Here is a 21,851-nt window from a genome sequence, read left to right on the forward strand (position 1 = left end):
CGTGACCCTGCCCGTCATCGAGAACCGAACCCCGGCCGCGCGCCTGTTGCGCCATGCGCTTGCAGCCGGCGTGCTCGCGGCAGCAACGGCAGCGGGCACCGGCGGTGCATTCGCCGCGCCGCCGTCCGGCGGCACGCTGACGTGGGGCGTCGAGACCGAGCCGACGACCTTCAATCCGCAACTGAACGGCCAGGCGAAGGCCGAGCTGATTCTGCGCGCAAGCTTCGAATCGCTGCTCGCGCGCAAGCCCGACGGCAGTTATGTGCCGTGGCTCGCGACCGGCTACCAGGTGTCCGCCGACGGCAAGACCTACACGTTCTCGTTGCGCGACGGCGTCAAATTCACGGACGGTAAAGCTTTCGACGCGGCTGCCGTCGTGAAGAACTTCGAGCAGGTCCGCGACCCGTCGTACTGCGCGGGATCGAGCATCTTCGGAATCGCAACCCGCCTCGCCGAGGCGCGCGCGATCGATCCACATACGGTGCAACTGACGCTAAGGGAGCCGTATGCGTCGTTCCTGTCGTTCGCGGCGGCGCTGAAGCTGATCTCACCGGCCGCGTATGCGTCGCCGCAGCTGAAAGCGGGCGGTCATGACGTCGCGGGCACCGGGCCGTTCATTCTCGAGTCCTACCGCAAGGGACAGGAAGCCGATTTCGTTCGCAATCCGGATTATCGCTGGGCGCCCGCGACGGCCGGTCATCAGGGTCCCGCCCATCTGGATCGCGTCGTCTACCGTTTCCTGCCCGAATCGTCGGTCCGTACGGGCGCGCTGCTGTCCGGGCAGGTCGACGTAATCGAAGGCATCTCGGGCAACGATGCCGGCCTGATTGAGAAGCAGCCGACCCTGCGCTACCTCCACTCGCTCAACACCGGTTCGCCGTATTCGCTCTATCTGAATGTCACGCAGCCGCCGACGAGCGATCCGCTCGTGCGCCGCGCACTACTACAGGCGCTCGACCTCGACGCGCTGGTCGCCGCGATCTATCGCGGCAAGCGCACGCGCGCGTGGGGCATCACGTCACCCGTCGATCCCTTGTATGACCGCGGCATCGAACACCGCCACGGCAACGATCCGGCGCTCGCGAACCGGCTGCTCGACCAGACCGGCTGGCAAACGCGCGACAGCGCCGGCTACCGGACGAAGAACGGACAGCGGCTGTCGATCGACGTCGTCCAGGCGCTCGCCACCGTGCGCGACCAGCGCGACGTGCTGCTGCAGGGCGTGCAGGCGCAGGCACGGCAGCGGCTCGGCGTCGAGTTGAAGATCCGCTACGTCGATGCCGGCACCTACGTGGATGTACGCAACAGCGGGCGCTTCGGCGCGATCCCGAATTCGAACACCGACACCGACGGCATCGACACCGAGAACCACTATCTGCCGGTCGAGCGCAGCGGCGCGATCAATTACAGCCGCACTGCCGATCCGCGCCTCACCGACTGGCTGCACGCGGCGGCACGCACGCGCGACGATGCCGCCCGCGCACGCCTGTACAGCCAGTTGCAGCAGACAGTGATCGTCGACGAAGCGTATGCGGTGCCGCTGTATCAGCCCGAGGACCAGATCGCGGCAAGCATGCGGGCACACGGGCTGTCGTTCCGAAGTTTCAAGCAGATGCCGGAAATACCGTACGACGTGTGGCTCGACCCGCACTGACGCCGGCCGCCTGGCATCGCAAGCACGAGGTAATCCGACCATGACGCATCCGACTACCCTTCCCGACCACGGCACCGGCACGCCGCCCGCGCCGCCCGCCTCGCTCATCGCCTCGCCAGTTGCCGCGCGTGCGTCACGCAGGACCTGGCTGCGCTCGCCCGTCGCGACGCGCCTCGTCACCGGAGTGCTGGTGTTGTGGGCGGCCGTCACGCTGTCCTTCGTCGCCGTGCAGATCGCGCCTGGCGACATCGTCAGTCTGTTGATCGGCGAGCAACTGAGCACGCCCGCGATCCAGGCGGCGATCCGCCAGGAGTGGGGGCTCGACGAGCCGCTCTACCTGCAGTATCTGCACTACCTGTGGCGCATCCTGCACGGCGATTTCGGCCGCTCGTACATCCTCAACACCGAGGTCGCGCCGCTCGTGATCGGCCAACTGTGGCCGACGCTGAAGCTGACGGGCGCCGCGCTCGTCGTGACGATCGTGTTCGCGGTCGGACTCGCGGTGCTGAGCGCCGGCCGCCGCTGGAGCAGCCGCGCTGCGTCCGGTCTCGAACTGCTGCTCGCGTCGACGCCGTCGTTCTGGCTCGGGATCATGCTGCTGTTCGTCTTCAGCTTCACGCTGAAGCTGTTCCCCGTGGCCGGCGATCGCGGCTTTGCGTCGATCGTACTGCCGGCGCTGTCGCTCGGACTCGCGCAGGGCGCCGTGATCGGCCGCGTGCTGCGCAAAGGCATCGAACGCGCGCTCGACGAACCGTTCGCGCTGACCGTGCGCTCGTGGGGCGTCGGCGAGTTCACGCTGCGCGTGCGGCATGCGCTGCGGCACGCGGCGCTGCCGGCCGTCACGCTCGCCGGCTGGCTGGTCGGTGGGCTCCTGAGCGGCGCCGTCATCACGGAGCAGGTGTTCGGCCGGCCGGGTCTCGGCAAGATCACCGTCGACGCCGTGCTCGCGAGGGACATGCCCGTGATCCTCGCGATTGCAATCCTGTCCGCGGCGATCTATGTCGTGCTCAGCACGGCGGTCGACCTCCTCTATTTACTGATTGATCCGCGCCTGCGCGAGCGGCGCACGCGCCGCTGAACCGGAGATCCATTATGTCCGTTCCTCTCGAATTGCCGTACCGGACGCGCGCGGGCTGGCGCGCCGCCGGCTGGATGTGGCGCCATCCCGGCCTCGCGCTGGCCGCGGTGTACCTGATCCTCAACGTCGTCGCGGTGTGCGCGCCCGAGTGGCTGACCCGCTACGATCCGCTCGCGGCGGACCCGGTGTCCGCGCAATTGGGCAGCAGCGCCGAGCACTGGCTCGGCACCGACCAGCTCGGCCGCGACATTTTTGCGCGAGTGGTCTATGGCGCGCGCTACTCGCTGTCGATCAGCGCAGCGGCGATTGCCGTCGCGACGTTCGCGGGCACCCTGCTCGGCCTGATTGCCGGGCTCGCGCGAGGCTGGCTCGACGAACTGACCACCCGTTTCCTCGACGTCGTATCGGCGTTCCCGGACCTGCTGCTCGCGCTCATGCTGATCTCGTTTACCGGTCCCGGTGCGGTCAACCTGCTGTTCGCGCTCGGTGTCGCGTCGGTGCCGCGTTTCGCGCGGGTCGTGCGCGCGCAGACCTTCGTGGTCGCCGACTCAGGCTACGTCGAGCAGGCGAAGACATTCGGCCTCGCATCATGGGTGCTCGTCTGTCGGCACGTGCTGCCGCATGCGATCGCCCAGGTACCGGTCCTCGCGACGATCGGACTCGGCACCGCGATCATCGGCACATCCGGGCTCAGCTTCCTCGGCATGGGACCGCAACCGCCGACCGCCGAATGGGGCTTGATGCTCGCCGAGGGCCGCAATTATCTATACAACGCGTGGTGGATCGCCGTATGGCCGGGTGTCGCGATCACGCTCGCGGTGGTCGCCGTGAACGTGCTAGGCGGCTACTGGCAAGCGCGCTTCGAACGCCGGGAGGCCGCATGAGCTCCGCCGTCATTTCCAAACTTCCCGCGGCTTCCGTGCGGGCAGCCGCCAAGGTCCACCCGCGCGGCGAGCCGGTCGTCCGCATCGAAAATCTGACCATCGGTTTCCGCGGCCGGCATGCAACGCAACCCGTTGTCGGCCCGCTCGACTTGAGCGTGCATGCGGGCGAATGCGTCGCTCTCGTCGGTGAATCCGGCTCCGGCAAGTCTGTTACCGCGCGCAGCTTGGTCGGCCTGAACGGTGCGAACGCCGAATGGCACGCCGAGCGCTTCGAGATCGCCGGCAAGGACACGCGCCGTTATCGCGAACGCGACTGGCGCGCCATCCGCGGCCGCCAGATCGGCTACGTGCTACAGGACGCGCTTGTGTCGCTTGATCCGCTTTGGCGGGTTCGCGATCTCGTGGCCGAAGCGCAACGCGGCGTACCGGCGCGCGACGTCCGCGAGCGCAGCGCCGATCTCCTGCGCTCGGTCGGTATCGACGATCCGACGCGCCGATTGCCGCAATATCCGCATCAACTGTCGGGCGGCTTGCGGCAACGCGTGCTGATCGGCACCGCCATCGCCGGCGGCGCATCGCTCCTGATCGCCGACGAACCGACGACGGCGCTCGACATGACAGTCCAGCGACAGATTCTGGCGCTGCTGCGCGCACGCCGCGATGCGGGTGACGCGCTACTGCTGATCAGTCACGACCTCGCGGTCGTCGCCGATATTGCTGACCGCGTGCTCGTGATGCGTGCGGGCCGCGTGGTCGAAGAGGGACCGACGCGCGAGATTCTGAGCGCGCCCAGGCATCCGTACACACGGCAGTTGCTGGCTGCGATTCCGGGACCCGCGTCGCGCGGTTTCCGGCTCGCCCCCGGCGCGCGCTCCACGGACAATCCGGCAGGCGCCGAGCGCATCCCGCTGCCGCACAAACGAATCGCCAGGGAGGCCTGGGTGCTCTCAGTCGACGCGGTGACGAAGCGCTACGGCGCGCAGCCCGACACCCCCGCCGCAGTCGACGAGGTGTCATTCACCCTCGCGAGGGGCGAGACGCTCGGCATCGTCGGTGAATCCGGTTCAGGTAAGTCGACCGTCGCGCGAATCGTGCTCGGTCTCATCCCACCGGACAGCGGACAGGTCACGCTCGACGGCCAACCGTGGAGCAGTTTGCCCGAGTCCGCGCGCCGGCGTCGCCGCGCCGGTCTCCAGTTGATCGCACAGGATCCCTACAGTTCATTCGATCCGCGCTACACGGTCGGCCAGATCATCGGCGAGAGTCTCGACGCCACCGGCGTGCGTGGCGACGCCCGCCGCCGCCGCGTGCTGCAACTGCTCGACGAGGTCCGCCTCGGCTCCGGCTGTTACGACCGCTATCCGCGCGAACTGTCTGGCGGCCAGCGGCAGCGCGTCGCGATCGCGCGCGCGTTCGCGCCGAATCCGGCGCTGCTGGTCGCCGACGAACCGGTCAGCGCGCTCGACGTGTCGATCCAGGCGCAGGTGCTCGATCTGCTGGCGGACCTACAGGCCGAACACGGCACCGCGATGCTGTTCATCTCGCACGATCTCGGCGTGGTCCACCATATCGCCGACCGGATCATCGTGATGCGGCACGGCCGCGTGGTCGAAACGGGGCCGGTCGAGCGCGTGTTCAACGCGCCCACGCATCCGTACACCGCAGCGCTGCTCGATGCGCTGCCTAGCCTTCCCGAGCGGGCGCCGCACGCGGCGCTCGCATGACGCCCACACCATTTTCCACATGAGTCCATCATGAGCCAGTTCTCCATCACCGCGTCGGCGCGCCGGATTCATCTCGGCGCGATCATCCAGGGGCCGTCGGGCAACATGTCGGCGTGGCGGCATCCAGACGCCGTCGCCGATGCAAGTATCAACGTGCGCTTCGTCCAGCAACTCGCGCGCGAGGCGGAAGCCGCGAAGTTCGATCTGCTGTTCGTCGCGGACGGACTGCACATCACTGCGAAATCGATCCCGCACTTTCTGAACCGCTTCGAACCGCTGACGCTACTGTCGGCGCTCGCGTCGATCACCGGACGGATCGGCCTCGTCGGCACACTGTCGACGTCGTACAGCGATCCGTTCACAGTCGCCCGCCAATTTTCGAGCCTCGATCATCTGAGCGACGGCCACGCGGGCTGGAACGTCGTCACGTCGCCACTCGGGGGATCCGCGAAGAATTTCTCGCGCGACAACCATCCGGAGCACACCTTGCGCTACCGGATCGCGTCGGAATTCCTGAGCGTAACGAAGGGGCTATGGGACTCGTGGGAGGATGACGCGTTCGTACGAGACAAGGCACGCGGCGTGTTCTTCGACCCTGACAAGCTCCACGCGCTGAACCACAGCGGCGAGTTCTTCTCGCTCGCGCGACCGCTCAATATCGGCCCTTCAGGGCATATGCTGCATCCAATTGTCAACGGGAGGCCAGCATGCAATTTCTGCAGTTCAAGTTAAACATTGACGAGCTTATCGCGATGCACGCGGATGTTGAAAAAGCGCTTGGCAAGCAGATAGGCCGGCCGGTGCAGCTAACGACCAACAATGATCCTTGGCATATCTACGGCTACGAGCTTCCAGAAGACTTCTTGGACAACCATCCGCGGTGGAAGCTCAAGCAAGAAAGGTGAAGGACGTCTTTGTGGCCCCGGCGGAGGCTTTCAGCTTCGGGGGTGCGCCGCTGGCTGCAGTGTCGATCGCAGCGAGCTGCTCGTTGCGGGACCGAGCAACCGCAGCTCATCTTTCAGAGCAAGCCAGCCCAACATTGATGCTTTGTGGTCAATCGAGGGCCGTTCGACCGTGCGGCGCGACCATGTCCAGTTTTCACGTTGCGCAACGGCGCAAGGGACTGTGGCCAAAGCTTCCTTTGAAAGCCTCACTGGCGAATCCGAGTATTCAAACATTCGTCAGGAATCTTTCACAGTGGCCCAAAGAGCCGCTCCAGCACGGAGTCCGATGATGCGACCCGCGCGAATGCGCGGCGAGGAATGTTTCTCTGTCCGGGGCGCTCCGTCTTGACACCAGTGGCATTGGCTTTCGTGTGACTTGCGGTTTTCATCTCTCGGATATCCGGCAATGATTCTCCCGGATCATTCCCGTACCAAAGGAAGGAGCGAAACTCCAAATCGTCGGCGACTAGGATCCAAACGATACAGCCGCTCGGCTTTTCCATCAGCTTCAGGCTTGCGGTTACGCTGGCTCTCTTTCCGCCTTCGACCGAAACCTTCAATTGAACGTGCCGCACGATCGCGCAATAACTCATGACAAGATCATAGCCGCCGGCGCCTCACGCCGGCCGAACCTCCACGAATTCGATGATTTGCCGCCCCGACAGCGTAATTGCGTGGCCATTGTCGGGAAGATCCAATGCCCAGGCGTAGAACGCATTAAAGATGTCACCGTTGCGACTATAAAGTCGTCAACTGGGGACTTCGGAGCGCCCCGATAGCGTGGTGAGCCACACTCAGCATGGGTTTGCTGGTCGCGAAATAAAGTAGTCACGTCGCTCTTGAGACGCGGCCTTCGACGCACAGCCGACGGCACTCGAGGAATATTGCGGCCGACGTATGGCGACCGCATCGGGCAGCACGAGGCCATCAAGGGACGATCGACATATGTCGAGCAATCGCCGACAATCCCTCGGCCCCTAAATTCTCAAGTAGGTTAGGCCCGCACACCGGTGACCGTTCGTTTCGCGTTTAAGGTCTACGTATGAATGCAAATGTGGACAACTATGACCGGGTGGAGGTTCATGAATGACCAGATCCTTTGGCGGCAGCGTATTAGATCCAAATTGTCAAAACGCGTTTTCTTCACAGCATGTTAGCTCGATATAAGAGTTCAAACCTGTGACCATCAGTGGATATCTATGGCAACAAGATTCGATGCTAAAAGGTTGCGTCCGTTCAGTATTGCCGTAGGTTGCGGAGGGTTACTGACGATTGCGCAATGGTCGCTACCGATCGTACCCATGCCGCCCGCTAGACTGAGTGACGTGTGCAATGTCAACACCTCTGGAAAAGCGGTGCCGAACCGAACGATAGTTGGTCACCTGTCTCAAATCGACGATTCGTGTTTTGCGCAAGATGATCGCGGCAACACCGTTCTGGTTTCCAGGCGCCTCAAGGGAAGTTGTGCGCCTTTTGCCCGGAACCTCGTCCAAGGGCACGTTGGTGAACCAGTACAAGCCGAATTTTGCGGCAGACATCCAGCTCGCTTACTGATTTCTGGTGTGGAAGCTTATCGGCTAACGCAGCAGGTAATTGACGAGAATATTGCCGGTATCCGGCACACTCAGTCGATAATGCGTCGCTTCGGGGCTATCTGGTTTGGTGCGTGACTACTATTTCAAGTCGGCATTGAATGGCTTGGACGGCGGAGAGCCGAAGCAAGCGTCAAGAACACATGACCTATGGTTTCAAGCACGGTGCACGCTCCAGTTAACCTGCTACGTTGATCTGTTTGGCAACTGCAGTGTCGTTTCGATCAGATTGAACGTCCGCTATCGCTTGAGCCGACTGTCGCCTTCGGGTCCAGAGTGTGTGGAAACTCCATTTTTGCAGCTGAGCGCGCGATTGCCGGTCAGGCCGATCGAGTTTGATACGGCGAGTTTGCACTAGTCAAACATCGCGAGCACAACAAAGCCCCTCGGGGCCTTAGCTTCTAACCATCTTCATGGCCTTCAACGTCCCCGCAACGCCAAGTATGTTCATGACCCGCTTCAGGTTGTAGGCCAACACCTGAAGGCTCATCTCCGTACTCACCCGCCCAAGCGTCCTGGTCAGGAAGTGTGCAGGACCCATCCAGTGCTTGAGCGTACCGAAGACATGCTCGACAGTACTTCGGCGGATGGTCATTGCATCGGGCTTCCGGTCGAGCCGGCGCTGCATGGCTTCCATGTGTGCTCTCGTGCTCCCACCGTCGGATGCGACGATAGTCGCTCGGTGAACATCGTTCCTTGAGATGGCAACGCGGGCAGGCGCTGGACCAGTAGACCCGCAGATTCATATCATGCTCAACGGTCGTGAATCGAAGGATGGCTCGCTCGCCAGCAGGGCATCGATACACATCGCTTTTTGCCACATAGACAAAGTCGGCCTTGGTGAACAGACCTTTCTTCCGCGATGCGGAGGTGAGCGGCTTGGGAACGTACGCGGTGATGTCGTTCAGATCGCATGCCCGTATCTCCGGGCCGCTGAAGTAACTCCGATCAGCAACCACCTTCAGCTTCGATCTGCCCATCGCGTCCTTCGCAGATACCGCCATTCTGCTGAGTTGGCCGTGATCGTTTCCAACGTTCGTTACTTCGTGCTCAACGATCAGGTGATGCTTCGTGTCTACGGCGGCCTGAACGTTGTAGCCCACTATGCCGGAGCCTCTTCCGCTTGTTGCCATGGAACGTGCGTCGGGATCCGTCATCGACAGCTGTTTGTCCGGTTGCTTATCTAACTGCTTCCTGACCTGTGCGAGCTCACGCATCTGCTGGCGCAAGCGGGCGATCTTCTCGTACAGGCGAACGGTCTTCACATCGAAACCCGTTGGACGGGTCCGGTCTGTGGTCTCAATCAGGTCAAGATATCGCTGCACACTTTCCTCAATCTGCTGCTGACGCTTGTCGATCTTGCTAGCCGTGTAGTTCCTGTCGCGGCTGTTTGACGCCTTGAACTTGCTACCGTCGATGGCCACCATGTCACTGGATAGCAGCTTCAGTCCGCGACACAGTTCGACGAAACGCCGGCATACATTGCGAATGGCTGCGCCGCTGTCGCGGCGAAAGTCGGCGATCGTCTTGAAGTCCGGAGCCAGACGTCCCGTTAGCCACATCAACTCGACGTTGCGCTGACATTCACGCTCGAGACGCCGGCTCGAAGGAATCCGGTTCAGGTAGCCGTAGATATAGATCTTGAGCATCACACCTGGATGGTAGGACGGGCGGCCCGTGATCGCTGGCGTGGTACCGTTGAAACCAAGATCTGCAAGGTCCAACTCGTCAACGAAGGCGTCTATGACCCTGACCGGGTTGTCCTGTCCGATGTAGTCATCGACACATTCGGGAAGTAGTGCGACCTGCTTGCGGTCATCGCCTTCAACGAATCGCTTCATGAGTCACCCAGTCTCAGTGCGTTGATTCAGTTTAGGCGATCAATGCGTTTTCACACACTCTGGACCCGCTACCGCCGCCCATCGTAAAGGATCAACGAGCCGGAGTCCGCGCAAAAGCTGACGCGTAGCTGCGTGGACGATTATGGCCAGGGTCCGAATGAATTGATCAATCCCGGCGCATTGTAAGGAGGTCTGCCACCCCGGCACGGGCGGCGATTTCCCAGATATATCCGCGAGAATAATTAACGCCTACCCGTTGATGAAGCACGGTGCGCAAACGCGCGTTCGTCCAGTGATCAGCCGCTATGCCATGTGCTCGAGGCGACTGCCTGAGCGCCGCGGCAATCCATGCCAGCGTTTCATCATTGATCGGGGAACGTCCCTCCTCTGTGCGCCGTTTCGGCGATCGCATCCGGTGGTCCATTCCAATCTTCCCGACGACGGTTCTCACGTGCCCACTGGAATGATAAATGCCGAATCTCTCCTGGATCAGCGTTTGAATATCCCCATTTCGCCAGAGTTCGGTTTCATGGCCGTGGGCCATTGGGCTGCCTTCCAACGTCGCTCGTAACCACTCAAGAGCTTCGGGGCCAAGCGTAGCCTTGCGCCCCGATGACTTGATCTGTTCAACAGCCTTAACCCCATCAGCAACTACCATTGATCTGTATTTTGTAATGGTGCGCACGCTGATGTTGAGCGCTTTCGAGACGCGCTCGACACTGTCCCCATCCAGCAACATTTTCGCAGCAATTTTTCGACGCGCGGCATAGACGTCGCTCTGCGATTTCTGCGCGGTAGTAGCCGACGCCTTTTCTGAAGTTGAATAGGTGAGTCGGTATGCGAGGCCGTAACCCCGAACAAGGTAGCCAACATGCGAGGCTGAAAACTGGACTCCGAAACGCCGAAAGATCAATTCGCGCAGTTGGCTTATCGTCCACGTCGGCCCTGGATAGCCGTGAAGGCCAGGTGAGTGCTTGATGGCGCTAACGAGCCAGCTTTCCGAAGCATCGTCCAGTCGGGGGGTACTCCCCTGGATGGGAAAGCGAGCAAGAGCGGTAGCTCCCCCCCTTTCTATCAGGTCCTTGTATTTGCTCACGGTCGGAAGACTGAGTCGAGCCTTCCTGGACACTTCGCTAATACCTTCGCCATTCAACAGAAGCCTGGCGGCAAGAGCCCTGCGTTGTGCGAGCGGAATATCGTCTATCTGTTTGCCCATCGTCCCGAGGGAAAATCAATTGGTTGCTATGTCGCACTGCGCGATCGGTATTTATACACGATTCAAGACAAATCTCGGGCCGAGGCGGCTCGAAAAGCCTCACGACCAGATATGTAATCGTAAGCTTCGGGAAAGGACGACATCGGCCCGATTGCACGGCAAAACCGCCTCATCATCGGACTTTTTGAATGGCTGTTATCGAATTAAATGGCGAGTCTCCGGCCTCACCAGCCGCGCGAGGCCGCAGCCGCCCAATCAGATATGCTTCTGGCGATCTGACGGGGGTTGTCTGTTGTTGATTTACCGCTCGTCTGGACCTCGATTACACCTCGCGTACAGCAGCCGTGCAACGTGGATTAGCGAGCTGGTTGAGCTGTATCGCCGTCAACGTGCCGGAAACTCTTGGACCTTGGGCCGCTGTCGATGGACGCAGAACGGGCGTCACGCGCGTCCTTGCTAATAGTCTCGAACTGGGTAGCAAAATCGGGATGCCGCTCACTGAGCCAGTGAGACACATGCTCATTGTTCACAAGCGTCGCCACATACGCAGCCGATACTGCGAGATGTAGGTGCTCAACACCATACCTCTCATCAGTTTGAGCCACTGTGGCCTGAAGCGTAGCCAGTTCCCGTTCGAGTATGGCGAGCTGAGTCATCACCTCGTTCTCCGACTTTTTGCGGGTGGCGGGACTCTCTTCGAGTTGCTCCGGTGGACTCGCAGCCACGATGGCGCGCGCGAAAGCTGACGTGAAGTTTCCCTGGCCGCACATTAGCTCCACCGCCTGCAACTGCCGGAGCGGCTTCATTCGCTTCAATGTATTGAAGGTCGTCGCCGGACAGGCTTTGTCTGCGAGCAGGGCCGCGGCCTCGCGGCATATCCCATCCAGCAGTTCCGCCCGGCGCTTCACCGTACCGATGTCGATTCCCAGTACCAGGGCAATCCGCTCCCGTGGAACGCCACGTTCGATTGCTTTGGCAATCATGCGTGCGTCCTGCGCCGATGTCAGCCGGCTTATGTGCTTGTTGTACGTGTACGCTTCATCGTCAGACGCGACAAGACACAAGACCTCTGTGGAATTCAGGCGACGAACAGCTTCCACTCGCAAACGACCATCGAGAATCCGGAACCTGCCTTCGTCATCTGCAATGCGCGCCACGATTACTGGTTCTACAAGACCAACGGTGGAGATGGAGGCCAGAATCTGCAGGAACTTCCTGCTCTTTATGACATTGTGAGGCAGGGGCCGCGATGAAACCAACGCATCCAGCTGTAGCATTATCGGCTGGCGCTCAAACGCGGCCCTGAGGGGCTGCACTATTAACTGGACCATGATTGTGCCTCCGCCCTGATACGCTGGTCGAGCACGCGAGGAAGTGTTGTGAGTCCCTCCCGTTCGAGAAGGCCGATGAAATCTTCTTCGCGCATCAGCTGACGCAGGGCATGAACAATGAACAGCAACTGCGCGTGAGTAACCTCGACTTTCTTTGCAAGCAGTCTTTGCCGGTCACTTTCCCGCATATACAGACGACGTAACTGCTCGGGAGCCAGTCCGCGGGGCCTGGGAGCGCTGGGTCCCTTAAAAACAGGCAGCAAATTTCCTCTCGACCTGCCGCGGCGGTCAAGCAGCTTACGAACTACCGCAATCTGTCGCCCTTTCAACGTCCCGTCTTCGTAAGCATCAACCAGTGCAGATTGCACCTCTGTGTCATCGGCGCGTACGATTTGCATGGCGATAGCTATGGGGATGTTTCCGGCCTCGACGGCCGTTATAAGCCGCTCTTCCCCGCGTTCGAGGAGAAACATCAGGCTTTCCAGATAAGCAACAGACAAGCCTACCTTCTCTGCAATGAGGTTGTCCGTGTACCCGAATGTCCTGAGGCTTTGAATGTCCCTGAGTAACTCCATCGTGGAGTGGTTCCGTCTCGCGATATTCTCGACGAGGCTTTTGACGAGGCACTCGTCTTCAGCGCTGTCGATGACGTGTGCGGGAATCGTGTCATGGCCGAGAGCCTGAACTGCTTCGAGTCGTCCCTGACCGCAAACCAGGTCAAACACGGCTGTATCGTCGGAGCACGCCCGATGGCTTACGGTTATCGGTTTCTTTAATCCCACCGCCGCAATGCTGTCGATAAGTGCCTGCCTTTGACGACTGCTGCGGGTCCGGGGATTAAGCACTCGAATCTGGTGAATCTGGATGTCTACGATTGGAATCAGGTGATTGGCTTCCATCGAATGCCTCCATGCGAGTCCGCGCTGTCAGTTCAAGCAGAATCCTCTCGTCGGGGAACCGGAACATTTCGAAAGGTTCGCTACTGCCGCTGCGGATGGACAGCGAAAAATCGTAACCGGGCACTAGACTGCCCCGAGGAAAAATATAAAAATCGATTGGAGTTTCAAACGCGGAGTCCAACCTCAATACGACGAGAAAGTCGGGCGACGAGTAGGTTGGCCAGCGTACTCTCCAGCGCGGGCCACGGCGGTCGTAATGAAGAATCGGACGAACGGCGAATCTGATGACCAGTTCATCGTCTACCCGAATGGTAGTTTCGTCCGCGGAAATGTCCACGCGATGGCCCAGAGCCGTCAGGGCTGCGGTGGTCTTTCCAATACACTCCTGCTGGGCGGCCCGCGACGCCCGAAAAACTTCAGGTCCTCCGATGTGATAGCGTGGTTCGTATCCGACTAGCGCATACGCGTTCTTGATGCAGCCGAATCGTACGGAATACGTCTTTCCTGCGGGCATTGCCCGGGCCCGGTCGATTTCCTTGGCGCTCACTACATCAGAGGAGCGCACGAAGTCGCTCAATCTTTTCAGAATCTCGTCGTCGCTGAGGTTCTGTGTTCGGTTCGTCCGAATTCTCTCAGCGGCATCGAACGTCGCGTGGTCAACGAGAGGTGGAAACGCGCCCTCTGAGCGAGCCCACTCGGAGGGGGGATTCCTATGCCAGTTGCCATTGAGTTTCCTGGATGTCCTGGCGTAGACATTAGTCCCGACATATTTTTCACTGCTCAGAATGTCCGTAACGTGCTGTGGATTCCACGGACGACCATGTGCGTTGCAGATTCCGAACGCGTTCAGTCGGTCTGCAATCCGTCTGCACCCAACTCCCTGACAAACGTACCAATCGTAGATGCGGCGAACCAGCGCCACTTCGCGTTCGTCACCGGGGGTCACGATAACTCGGTCTGTCTGGATACTTTTGTGCTCCCGATGGTGCAGAGGACCTTTGACACTCCCATCCGAGTCAACCAGTACGCGCTGCAGGCCGTATCCCGGAGCCGCACCTTGCCAAAAACCTCGCTCAGCAAGTCTGTATTGGCCGGTGAAAACCTTGCGGGACAGCTCACGACTGTACTCTCCGGCCATCGCGCGCTTGAGCGTTTTCATCAACGTCGCCACAGCGCCGCCGTCGTACGAGAAAGTTTCTGCGCAATACACAACCTGCACGCCAGCCTGCCGGCACAGGTATTCGTAGTGGGCACTCTCATCGGTGTCCTGAAAGCGACCCCAACGGCTGACGTCGTACACAAGTACCAGGCTGAAGGCATGAGTAGGAGCCTGTGCATCCTGAAGTAGCTGGAGCAGACCAGGTCTGCCTTTAAGTGTCACGCCGCTTTTCCCTGTGTCCTCGTAGGTGGCGACAATGGATACTCCCTGTATTGCGGCGAACTCAGCGATGGCCAGCTTCTGGTTTTCAGTTGAGTACTGCTGGTAGTCCGTAGACATCCGCACATACTGCGCTGCGAGCCTGCCAGCAAGGGAGGTCAATATTCCATCCGCTTGTGGCATTCTCGTCTCCTGTCTTGCGCGGTAATTAGTGATAGGTCCGTCGTAGCCCAAGTCAAGGAAGATAAATGTCAGCGCTGTAGTGTTTCACTTGGGGTCTCAACCGCGTGGCCCACCGGTGCGCCACGTGAACTCAAAAAGAAAATTCACTCGTCGGTCATGCCCCTAATGTGCCTGCCGCGTATGTGGTTACAGACATGAAGTTGAACTTGGCTGGACGATTGAGAGCTTGCGGAAGGAAAAAACGTGAACATGATTCTGCAACCCCGCGCGTCTCCGGGACCTGACATGCTGGTCTCGTGTCTTTGGTTGCGCTGGTCGGCACTGGGTGAACCGGATTCGTTGCTCTTCGCCGCCGTTACGAATCAGTCACTGCCAGAGGTGCCGCCGCTGGCGATGACGGCTGTATCATTCCCATTGAATCTACTGATTGCGTTAAAGCGTGAAGAATCCACTCAACCTCGACCTAAGGGCGCGAGCCGAACTGCTTGCCTATCTTGTTTCGTCGCACCTGCTCGCGAAACAATTGACGGGTGACTGGCTTTCGCACGGCCACGTCGTGGAGTCCACAACCTTGTGGTTAAAGACCAATGGTGGCGGCGCTGATGTCATGCAGCGGGTGATGCTGTCGAGTCGCGCCCTGGAACTGGCCCGACAATTGGAGACGGCACCATTGCCCGTCTTTTTTTCAAGACAGACGTTTACCACGCTGTTTTGTGAGAACTTGAGGCTGGACTTTCGTTCGGAAGCAGCGCGAACCATCTACCAGCACTGCTTGACCTACCTTGTTGGTACGCGGTGGTCTTAACGGGTCTCGATGTTTGCCGGTGGACGTCTACCTGATTTACCTTTGCGTGGCACTGCGTGACTCGCAGCCGGCGAGTAAGGAAGCCTCATCGGACGCCTTGGCTCAATTGCAAAGTCCGCCGCCTTCGCCAGGCGGTCAAGCACGACAGCAAACCCCGGAGGGTGCGAGTAGAGCCAGGTTGTGACCACTTCGTTCCGCATCCAGCCCCGCACGTAACTGGCTGCGAGCGCCAGATGAAACAGGTCATCGTCGTAATGCGAGCGTAGCTCTGCCGCTTCGAGTTGCATCTGGACGAGCCCCCGTTCCATCACGGCCAATCGAGCTGCGAAATCGGCGTGAGACTGTCGCCCCCGTGCATCATCGACCCTCCCACTTGATGGCGTCGCTGCCAGTAGGGCCCGAGCGAAATCTCCGCTGAGGTTGTCCACTGCGACCATCGTCCGGGCAGCTGCAACCTGATGCGCCGGAGTCATCCTCGCGAGCGCTGCGACTGTCCGCTTCGGAAGCGTTTGCCCGACGACCAGCGCGAACGCTGCCGCACAAATTTCTGGCGGTCTTTCGCACTCGGCCCGAGCAGCGCTTGAACGACGTATGAACCTCGCAGGTCGAGCTTGCGTCATAAGCGTTGCTCTACGAGCCTTTGATGAATGAGCTTCGGCATCGAGGTGAACCCCTCGGCACGTAACAGCGCCACGAAGGCTGGGTCCGACAACAGCTCCAGTAGGACCTTTGTCGTCAGAGCCATCTCGCTGCGCGTCGCCTGCATATGTCGGATTGCAGTTCGCTGGCGCGCACGCTCCAGCTTGAGAACGTCTTTGGCCTTTGTCTCCGGTGTCGTCCTTCCACTGGTACGACGACGTTCAGGTTGGAGCTCTGCTGGTTCTGATTCGCCATCCTCCCGGCGCGGGTTTGGCTCAATTCCAGAGGAGCTGGTGCCTGGTCGACGCGGGCGCATCAAGAGAATCTCCGACAGGATGTCTTGCTCACCAATACTTCAAGGGGGACGCTCTCAACGATGTCAAGCAAGGGTGCCAGATTGGGGTGCAGATAGGCTTTGAAATGTGCCTGGCCGTGCCGGTGGATTACCGTGTATGCCCCCGGAACGAGGCTTCCACGCGGGAAAATGTGAAAGTCGAGCAGTTCCGAACTAGCACGCTCTATGCGGCCGTACATAAGGAAATCTATAGGGAAGCAGTCAGGCCAACGCGCGACCCAGTAAGGCTCGTGACCGCCGATAAGCCAAGGGCTGCGAACAACAAGCTTCAATCTCAACGCGCCGTCGATACACATCGCATCCGTGTGCTTTTCGTACCGCACCTCGTGGCCCAGACTTTGCAAAACATCGATGGTTACATCAGCGACCCGCTTTTCCATGCGGCGTTCGACATAGCGGTTTTCCGAGCGGGCCGGGTCCAGATTCGGTGCATAGCCTATTGCCCTGTATGCATCGTTCAGGCTTCCAAACTCATGCATTACCTGCTCAACGGACGGCGCGCTACGGTAATGCCTTAGCGTCGCCTGACTGAGCTTACCGGCTCGTTTGATAACTTTGTGAAGACCGTCGGCAATCTCGTCCCTCGTGGGTCTACGCCGCGCTCGTTCCATTTTCTGCTGAACGGCGGTGAAGATGCGCTTGTCGACGACCGGCTCAAACGCTCCCGGGACACGAATCCAGTCCTGTTCTGGAACCCGCTTCCATGGGTTGGCCAATTTTGAAGTGGTCCGGCTGTACACGTTGGTGCCAATGTACGCTTCGTTGCGGAGGATGTTCAGGATGTTTTGGCCTTGCCATGGTCGCCCGAAACCATTGGCAATCCCGAAGTCGTTGAGGCGCCGTGCTATTGCGGTCGCGGAGATTGGCTGCGTTGCGTACCACTCGAAAACTTTTCTAACTAATGCTGCTTCGCCTCCGGGCGCCGGCGCGATGATGACACGGTCAGTTTGAACACTCTTGTATTCGTACCTGTCGAGGGCGTGCCGAATGTGGCGGTCTGAGTCGAGAAGAACGCGGTGTAATCCGTAGCCGGGAGGGCCGCCCGTATGAAAGCCGCGCTCAACATTGAGGCAGTGCCCCAGGAAAACCTTGCGGGACATTTCCCGACTGAACTCTGCGGCCATCGCCCGCTTCAGCGCCTTTAAAACCGACGTCGCCGGGCTTCCGTCGTTTTCGAAAGGCTCTGCGACGTAGATGACATTGACTCCAGCACGCCGGCAGGCAAATTCATAGAATGCGGCTTCGTCAACGTCCTGAAATCGGCCCCAACGACTGACGTCGTACACAAGCACAGTGGTGAACTTGCGTTTCGGGCTATCAACGTCCAATAGCAACTGAATGAGCGCCGGACGCTCTCGCAAGGTCAAGCCACTTATGCCAGCGTCTTCGTACATACTGACGATGCGGATGTGATGGGCAAGCGCATAGTCTGCGATAGCCTGTCTCTGGAATACGGGGGAATATTCTTGATGGTCCGTCGACATGCGGATGTACTGCGCGGCACGGACAGGCACAGATGGACTTGCTCGTGGACCCCTTGCAAAAGGCATCTGACGTGTCCGGTTACAGCACAGCTCAGTGATAGTGTTTTTGTGGAGGAAGTCAAGGAGAGTCGCGTCGCGGAGTCACGAGACCTAATCTGCACGGAAGCAGTTGTCCCAGCAGCAAGTCGTTAGACCGAATCTATGTTGCGCGCGAGCCGGAGGATGGGGAAGTTGGCTTTTCGCAGCTCTGCGAATCACCGCCGCGAACGTCGTTGGGCACAGGTCGAGCCGTTATTATCAGGGTACACAATCGGGACGGACACATCCGTCGCTGGTCACCGCAGTTGCATTCGTGTCATGATGTCCACTCGGAAAAGAGCCTGGCGGTTACACGGCCCATCGGACGAAGGAGGTCAAAATGTCACATGAAAAGCGATTGGAGGAAGCTCATCCTGAGCGCGTACCGGAACCACTGCTAACACTCGCCAAATATCTGGAGAGGTCGCTCGATAAGGCTACGAGCATAGTGATGACACGACATACGACAAGTGCCTGTACCGTGCATCTAGGGGACCCTTCAGGCCCACTTGAAGACCTGATGCAGATTGACACGATTACAACTTTGTTCGAAAACGACATTCTTGAGTCGACGTCTTCTGGTGCGAATCAGATGCATATCGGCGGTCAACTCTATCGCTTTGTCCGAAGCTTTACGCGAGTCGGTGATGCGGCGGCAGTTGTGTTTTCCGCGGATTAGTCGCAGGCCATCGCTAGAAAGTTGAGGCAATCACACTGGCGAGCTCCAGGCGATGCGACGTACTGTGGGCACTTAAGCTGCCGTGACGGCAACTTGGGCGGTGTGTTCGGTCCAAGACTGGTGGCCCGTTGGTCTGCGGACGCGTAGCGTGGTCTTGCCGCTGCTACACGCTAAGCTGCCTTAAAGGAGGACTGGTGCATCCGAAGTATTACTTTGCATTGCTGCTGTTTATGGCAGCGCTTGACTCAACCGGAGCGAGGGCGAGCGATATTCGATGTGCGACCACGCGACAACCGGCGGAGCGCGTTATATGCGACCACGCCATCCTGAACAATGAATACGACGATGTCTTCGCGCAGCAGCAGGCTCTGCTGAGCAGTGGAAAGCTCTCACCTGAACAACTCGCTCAGTGGCGCCAATCGCGCAACACCTGCGGTGACGTCCACTGCATTGACACCGTATTCGCGCAGTGGAAGGCGATGACCAGGTCGGCCGAAACCAGCTCCCGCGCTGCAGTTTCTCCGGTTATATCCTCGGCTACTGCTATGGCTCCCGTCGGACCTGCTTCGGAAGCAATCGTCCTTCCCACATCCCAGGCGTTGCCGACATCGGAAGCATCTCTGGTGCGCCAAGGAAGTGCCGCCGGCGTGGCGCTTCCGAAACCCGTGGAGGCACAAGCCTCTTCGCCTACGGTCGCGTCTGCTCCTTCTAGCGCAAGTGAATCTCGTAGTACGACCGGCGTGAGCGCCGTCCTGATGGCGGCATTGCTTGTCGCCGTTGGTTTCGGCGCTCTGCTCCAACGCCGCAAGAGGAACGGTGGAAACACCGAAGAATCGCCAAGTAATGTTCGCGACAAGGACAAGCCCTGAGCGGACCACATTGAAAAGCATGAAGCGCGGCGACGCATTATTGTGATTTTCGGTGATGCGTCACTCCAGTCAATACACTAGCCTTTTCTTGCGCGACCGTGGCATATTGCGGCCACAATCATTAGGAGGTCATTTGATGGCAACAACTTTGGAAGCAGTCCAGGCGAAGATGAAAAAACTCCAAGCGCAGGCGGATGCGCTGATTGCAAAGCAATCGTCGGGCGTCATCGACAAGATTCGCGAGTTGATGGCGAAGCACGGCCTGACCACTGCCGACATTGACGCGCACTCTGACGGCAAGCGGCGCGCCGCGAAGGCGGTTATTAAGACTATGAGCAAAGGTAGCGCTGCTGCGGTCAAGTATCGCGACCCGAAAAGCGGTGCAACCTGGACCGGACACGGCCGGGCACCAAGTTGGATTGCCGCTGCGAAGAACCGAGACAAATTCCTGGTTGACGGAAGTACGGCGACGGCGAAGCCGGTTCCTCCCAGCAAGGCGAAGGCTGCTGGCAACTATGTCCGCGGTCCGCAGCCGGTGATGTACCAGGACCCAAAGTCGGGCGCGACGTGGAGTGGACGCGGTCGCGCTCCGGCGTGGATTGCCGAAGCCAAAGACAGGAGTAAGTTCCTGATTGCAGATGGTGTTGAAGCAACTGTTGCGACGAACGCAGGTGTTGTGAGCAAGACGAAGGCTGCGGTGAAGAATACCTCGAAGGCAGTTGGTGCGACCTCTACCAAGGCTCAGCCGAAAGGTCCGCAGCCGGCTAGGTATCGCGACCCAAAGTCCGGTGCGACCTGGAGCGGACGCGGTCCGGCTCCGGCCTGGCTAGCCGGTGCGAAAGACCGGACGAAGTTTTTGATTGATGGCGTTAGCGGAGTTGTGGATTCTGCCGCTGCGAGCAGGCCGAAGGCAGTCGCGAAGAAGCCCTCGACAAAGACGGCGGTAGCGACGAGGGCCGCGGTGCAAAAATCGGATGTCGCCAAGAAGGTCAGCGCGACGACGAATGTCGCGGCCGCGCCGGAAGCTGCGGCTGCTTAGTTGACCGTGTAAGCGAGTTCACAGAACTCGCTTTTCTTTGCGCCGGCACGCGGGATTGCCGTGGTTTACCTCGAGTGGGTCCGCAATGCGTCCACACGGTTGGCGCATTTTGCTTGCCAGTCACCACGCTTGCAGGCGTGTGCCGCCTTTGTGCTGTCGGGGACGGCGTCGCCGAGGGGCACTGCACGTCGCCGACACGGTCGTCTAGGTTGACGAAGCGGCATTCATCAGTTGGCTTGGTGAGCGAACCCTGCCTCGAGACAAGTTGAAGACGAGGTTACGCAGTCGTAACAACGAGCATGAGACAGCTATTACGTGCCGCTTACGACGGCCGAACTGTCGCCAGTCGCATGCCAGCGAACGGGTCCCGACTCCAGTCAATTGCCGGACGTCCACCGCCATTCGATGTTGACGATTTCTCAACAGCAAAGTGCGCCAGTGACTGCCCAGCGCTCGTGGCTTGCCTTAGCCATTGAGGCATATCGCCCTTGCCATCCCACGTGTGGCCGAAAGCACTGCGGTATCGCTGGCGGGCACAGCCGGAGTGAGCCGTCAGTTTAGGATGCAGAGGCGAGGAAGAGCAACAACAGGAGGGGATGAAACTTGGTTGGAGGTCTGGTACGCCCGCTCGATGAATTCATCCCGTGACAGTTTTTTCGGAGTTTTCCATCGAAGGTGGGCAATTTTGGTTAGCAGGATTAGAAGCGTTTACGTCGCGGAATCAAGCGCTTGCAGGCGGGTACACCACACGCGCGCGCCGCTTCCGCCACCGAAAGGCCTAGTTCCTCGCGCAGCCGCCTGGCGCGCGGGCCGATTTCCCTGCACCGGGCCGGGGGAATTCGCGCCTGGAAGTTCCCTCCTCCTTCCCGGGCCACTGCACTTCCGGCATCGAACACCGGATCCAGCAACGGCTCCACGTCATGACTGAGCAGCCATCCTTGCGGCAGCTGCAGGGCTGCTTCCAGCGCGTTCACCGTAGCTGTAGCAATGGCGTTGGGCCATCTCCCTGTCTCCCAGTGCACCAGGGTCGATTGCGCCACGCCCGCCCTGGCCGCGAGTTCAGCCTGGGTCCATCCAAACGCCCTGCGACGCTCACGCAGGCGCTGTGCGATCCGCCATGCGTCGGATCGTGGAATCCACTCCCAGCCTCCGGTCATCCTGGTCTCCTGCCTGGCACCT

The 21,851-nt window shown here is 59.9% G+C and carries 18 protein-coding genes and 1 pseudogene; 10 read left to right on the plus strand and 9 right to left on the minus strand.

Annotated elements, in window-relative coordinates; genetic code table 11:
• The first annotated feature begins 1 nt into the window (after position 1).
• The 6 genes from PQR40_RS25980 (at position 2) to PQR40_RS26005 (ending at position 6,245) form a co-directional block, all read left to right on the plus strand.
• On the plus strand, positions 2-1,654 hold the full coding sequence (locus tag PQR40_RS25980) for an ABC transporter substrate-binding protein (RefSeq protein ID WP_408394434.1): 1,653 nt from the start codon (positions 2-4) through the stop codon (positions 1,652-1,654).
• Between the two features lie 40 nt (positions 1,655-1,694).
• Complete coding sequence (locus PQR40_RS25985) at positions 1,695-2,732, plus strand: ABC transporter permease (protein ID WP_408394433.1); 1,038 nt, start codon at positions 1,695-1,697, stop codon at positions 2,730-2,732.
• Between the two features lie 14 nt (positions 2,733-2,746).
• A complete protein-coding gene (locus PQR40_RS25990; protein ID WP_408394432.1) occupies positions 2,747-3,616 on the plus strand; it encodes an ABC transporter permease in 870 nt (289 codons plus the stop codon).
• Positions 3,613-5,340: a dipeptide ABC transporter ATP-binding protein gene (locus PQR40_RS25995; protein ID WP_408394431.1), complete on the plus strand. Its 1,728-nt coding sequence runs from the start codon at positions 3,613-3,615 to the stop codon at positions 5,338-5,340. The genes PQR40_RS25990 and PQR40_RS25995 overlap by 4 nt, the downstream gene beginning before the upstream one ends.
• A gap of 105 nt (positions 5,341-5,445) precedes the next feature.
• On the plus strand, positions 5,446-6,072 hold the full coding sequence (locus tag PQR40_RS26000; protein WP_408510157.1) for an LLM class flavin-dependent oxidoreductase: 627 nt from the start codon (positions 5,446-5,448) through the stop codon (positions 6,070-6,072).
• Positions 6,048-6,245 (plus strand): hypothetical protein, encoded by a 198-nt coding sequence (locus PQR40_RS26005; RefSeq protein WP_408394430.1) that lies wholly within the window; start codon positions 6,048-6,050, stop codon positions 6,243-6,245. Before PQR40_RS26000 ends, PQR40_RS26005 begins: the two co-directional genes overlap by 25 nt.
• 287 nt (positions 6,246-6,532) lie before the next feature.
• Here PQR40_RS26005 and PQR40_RS26010 read toward each other — a convergent pair whose 3' ends face one another.
• The 6 genes and pseudogenes from PQR40_RS26010 to PQR40_RS26035 form a co-directional block, all read right to left on the minus strand.
• The gene (locus PQR40_RS26010) at positions 6,533-6,877 is read right to left on the minus strand and encodes a hypothetical protein (protein ID WP_408510111.1); all 345 of its coding nucleotides are present in this window, start codon (positions 6,875-6,877) and stop codon (positions 6,533-6,535) included.
• Positions 6,878-8,270: 1,393 nt separating this feature from the next.
• Positions 8,271-9,717 (minus strand): annotated as a pseudogene (locus PQR40_RS26015) (IS1182 family transposase).
• A gap of 166 nt (positions 9,718-9,883) precedes the next feature.
• Complete coding sequence (locus tag PQR40_RS26020) at positions 9,884-10,933, minus strand: winged helix-turn-helix domain-containing protein (RefSeq protein WP_408510112.1); 1,050 nt, start codon at positions 10,931-10,933, stop codon at positions 9,884-9,886.
• A gap of 356 nt (positions 10,934-11,289) precedes the next feature.
• A complete protein-coding gene (locus PQR40_RS26025) occupies positions 11,290-12,210 on the minus strand; it encodes a plasmid partitioning protein RepB C-terminal domain-containing protein (protein WP_408510113.1) in 921 nt (306 codons plus the stop codon).
• Between the two features lie 41 nt (positions 12,211-12,251).
• Positions 12,252-13,163 carry a ParB/RepB/Spo0J family partition protein gene (locus PQR40_RS26030; RefSeq protein ID WP_408394645.1) on the minus strand — a complete coding sequence of 304 codons (912 nt, stop codon included), beginning with the start codon at positions 13,161-13,163 and terminating at the stop codon, positions 12,252-12,254.
• Positions 13,102-14,724 (minus strand): recombinase family protein, encoded by a 1,623-nt coding sequence (locus tag PQR40_RS26035; RefSeq protein WP_408510114.1) that lies wholly within the window; start codon positions 14,722-14,724, stop codon positions 13,102-13,104. Before PQR40_RS26035 ends, PQR40_RS26030 begins: the two co-directional genes overlap by 62 nt.
• A gap of 439 nt (positions 14,725-15,163) precedes the next feature.
• On the opposite strand from PQR40_RS26035, the gene PQR40_RS26040 reads away from it, so the two are divergent.
• Positions 15,164-15,529 carry a hypothetical protein gene (locus tag PQR40_RS26040; protein ID WP_408241266.1) on the plus strand — a complete coding sequence of 122 codons (366 nt, stop codon included), beginning with the start codon at positions 15,164-15,166 and terminating at the stop codon, positions 15,527-15,529.
• A 954-nt stretch (positions 15,530-16,483) separates the two neighbouring features.
• Here the strand turns inward: PQR40_RS26040 and PQR40_RS26045 are convergent.
• Positions 16,484-18,073: a recombinase family protein gene (locus PQR40_RS26045; protein WP_408510115.1), complete on the minus strand. Its 1,590-nt coding sequence runs from the start codon at positions 18,071-18,073 to the stop codon at positions 16,484-16,486.
• Positions 18,074-18,425: 352 nt separating this feature from the next.
• On the opposite strand from PQR40_RS26045, the gene PQR40_RS26050 reads away from it, so the two are divergent.
• The 3 genes from PQR40_RS26050 (at position 18,426) to PQR40_RS26060 (ending at position 20,672) form a co-directional block, all read left to right on the plus strand.
• On the plus strand, positions 18,426-18,764 hold the full coding sequence (locus PQR40_RS26050; protein WP_408340259.1) for a hypothetical protein: 339 nt from the start codon (positions 18,426-18,428) through the stop codon (positions 18,762-18,764).
• Positions 18,765-18,958: 194 nt separating this feature from the next.
• Positions 18,959-19,633, plus strand: a complete 675-nt coding sequence (locus tag PQR40_RS26055; RefSeq protein ID WP_408241272.1) for a hypothetical protein — start codon at positions 18,959-18,961, stop codon at positions 19,631-19,633.
• Between the two features lie 136 nt (positions 19,634-19,769).
• Positions 19,770-20,672 carry an H-NS family nucleoid-associated regulatory protein gene (locus PQR40_RS26060; RefSeq protein ID WP_408510116.1) on the plus strand — a complete coding sequence of 301 codons (903 nt, stop codon included), beginning with the start codon at positions 19,770-19,772 and terminating at the stop codon, positions 20,670-20,672.
• A 322-nt stretch (positions 20,673-20,994) separates the two neighbouring features.
• Here the strand turns inward: PQR40_RS26060 and PQR40_RS26065 are convergent, their stop codons facing one another.
• The gene (locus PQR40_RS26065; RefSeq protein ID WP_408510158.1) at positions 20,995-21,309 is read right to left on the minus strand and encodes an H-NS family nucleoid-associated regulatory protein; all 315 of its coding nucleotides are present in this window, start codon (positions 21,307-21,309) and stop codon (positions 20,995-20,997) included.
• Between the two features lie 61 nt (positions 21,310-21,370).
• Entirely contained in the window at positions 21,371-21,829 is a 459-nt protein-coding gene (locus tag PQR40_RS26070; protein ID WP_408510117.1) for a helix-turn-helix domain-containing protein, read from the minus strand.
• Positions 21,830-21,851 lie beyond the last annotated feature (22 nt).

The sequence above is a fragment of the Paraburkholderia sediminicola genome, from assembly GCF_046026855.1.
GTDB classification, from domain to species: Bacteria; Pseudomonadota; Gammaproteobacteria; order Burkholderiales; family Burkholderiaceae; genus Paraburkholderia; species Paraburkholderia sediminicola_A.

Coding starts and splice junctions, on each gene's coding strand:
- PQR40_RS26030 (WP_408394645.1), bottom strand. CDS start 13,163: ATGGAAGCCAATCACCTGATTCCAATCGTAGACATCCAGATTCACCAG.
- PQR40_RS25990 (WP_408394432.1), top strand. CDS start 2,747: ATGTCCGTTCCTCTCGAATTGCCGTACCGGACGCGCGCGGGCTGGCGC.
- PQR40_RS26010 (WP_408510111.1), bottom strand. CDS start 6,877: ATGAGTTATTGCGCGATCGTGCGGCACGTTCAATTGAAGGTTTCGGTC.
- PQR40_RS25995 (WP_408394431.1), top strand. CDS start 3,613: ATGAGCTCCGCCGTCATTTCCAAACTTCCCGCGGCTTCCGTGCGGGCA.
- PQR40_RS25985 (WP_408394433.1), top strand. CDS start 1,695: ATGACGCATCCGACTACCCTTCCCGACCACGGCACCGGCACGCCGCCC.
- PQR40_RS26035 (WP_408510114.1), bottom strand. CDS start 14,724: ATGCCACAAGCGGATGGAATATTGACCTCCCTTGCTGGCAGGCTCGCA.
- PQR40_RS26045 (WP_408510115.1), bottom strand. CDS start 18,073: ATGCCTTTTGCAAGGGGTCCACGAGCAAGTCCATCTGTGCCTGTCCGT.
- PQR40_RS26025 (WP_408510113.1), bottom strand. CDS start 12,210: ATGCTACAGCTGGATGCGTTGGTTTCATCGCGGCCCCTGCCTCACAAT.
- PQR40_RS26005 (WP_408394430.1), top strand. CDS start 6,048: ATGCAATTTCTGCAGTTCAAGTTAAACATTGACGAGCTTATCGCGATG.
- PQR40_RS26060 (WP_408510116.1), top strand. CDS start 19,770: ATGGCAACAACTTTGGAAGCAGTCCAGGCGAAGATGAAAAAACTCCAA.
- PQR40_RS26050 (WP_408340259.1), top strand. CDS start 18,426: ATGTCACATGAAAAGCGATTGGAGGAAGCTCATCCTGAGCGCGTACCG.
- PQR40_RS26070 (WP_408510117.1), bottom strand. CDS start 21,829: ATGACCGGAGGCTGGGAGTGGATTCCACGATCCGACGCATGGCGGATC.
- PQR40_RS26000 (WP_408510157.1), top strand. CDS start 5,446: ATGTCGGCGTGGCGGCATCCAGACGCCGTCGCCGATGCAAGTATCAAC.
- PQR40_RS26020 (WP_408510112.1), bottom strand. CDS start 10,933: ATGGGCAAACAGATAGACGATATTCCGCTCGCACAACGCAGGGCTCTT.